The following is a 1,191-nucleotide window of genomic DNA, read 5'->3' as shown; positions in this document are numbered from 1 at the left end:
GGCGGCCCCCTCGGGGGGGCAGGAAGCTACGCGCAGCGAGCGACCGTGGGGGCTTCACTTCTTCTTGAAATCAAGCGCTGCCGAGTTCATGCAGTAGCGCAGGCCTGTGGGAGACGGCCCATCGGGAAACACATGGCCCAGATGCGCGCCGCAGCTGGCGCACACGGTTTCGGTGCGCACCATGCCGTGCTTGCGGTCCACAATTTCCTCAATCGCGCCGGGCACGGCTTCTTCCGAAAAGCTGGGCCAGCCGCAGCCGGCGTCAAATTTGGTTTCCGACTCAAACAGTTTGGCACCGCAGCAGATGCAATGGTAGCTGCCGTCGGCCCAGACGGCTTCGTATTTGCCGGTGTAGGGGCGCTCGGTGGCGGCGTGGCGCGTGACTTCAAAGGCCGCAGGCTCAGCGCCTTTTTCGGCCAGCAGGGCCTTCCACTCGGCGTCGGTTTTCTGGATCTTGGTGCTCATGTTCTGTTCCTGGCGTGAGTTGGCGGAGGTGTTACGAACTGCAACTGATTTCAATGGATGAGGCCCAGTCTGGGGGGAAATCCGCAAAGCTCTCATGCCCCGGATGCTCCTCAAATGGGGCCTGCAGCAAGGCAAGCAAGGTGTCGACCCCGGAAAAGTCTTTTAGTTTCGCGGCGCGTATGGCTTCTTCCCCCAAATGGTTGCGCAGCACGAACTTGGGATTGTTGTTAAGCATCAAATCAGCCCGCAGCCCTTGATCCACTTGCGCAAGGCGCTCTGAATACTGTAGCGCCCAGGCGTTGAAGGATTCCCGGTCAAAGAACAGGTCACGCAGGGGTTCATGGCCGCTTTGTGCCGTGAAACCATTCAGGCGCCGCCAGAAGATGGTGTAGTCCACCTTGTTGGCGGCCAACAGTTTGAAGGTGTTGTCCACCAGGGCCTTGTCCTCGGATTGCTCGTCCGCCAGGCCAAGTTTGCCGCGCATTCGGGCCTGCAATGCCTCAGGGAACACGGTTTTGTAGGGTTCCAGGGCTGCAAGAGCCTGCTCCTGGTCTTCAATCAGCGGCAGCAAAGCCTGCCCCAGGCAAAACAGGTTCCAATAGGCCATGTTTGGCTGCTTGTTATAGGCGTATCGGCCCTGGGTGTCCGAATGGTTGCAGATGTGGCCAGGATCAAACGCATCGAGAAACTGGAACGGGCCATAGTCAATGGTCAGCCCCAGGAGGA

2 protein-coding genes are annotated in these 1,191 nt (G+C 59.4%); both read right to left on the bottom strand.

What is annotated here, in order from left to right:
* Window positions 1-54 precede the first annotated feature (54 nt).
* Window positions 55-465, bottom strand: a complete 411-nt coding sequence (msrB, locus tag AC1DWI_RS23845; RefSeq protein ID WP_477648405.1) for a peptide-methionine (R)-S-oxide reductase MsrB — start codon at window positions 463-465, stop codon at window positions 55-57.
* 31 nt (window positions 466-496) lie between these two features.
* The coding region (locus tag AC1DWI_RS23840) for a protein adenylyltransferase SelO family protein (RefSeq protein ID WP_477725998.1) at window positions 497-1,191 on the bottom strand (695 nt) is incomplete at its 5' end.

Source organism: Polaromonas sp. P3_C2 (assembly GCF_056402675.1).
Note: the sequence above shows the minus strand (reverse complement) of the source record. Positions and strands in the feature narration are given on the sequence as shown.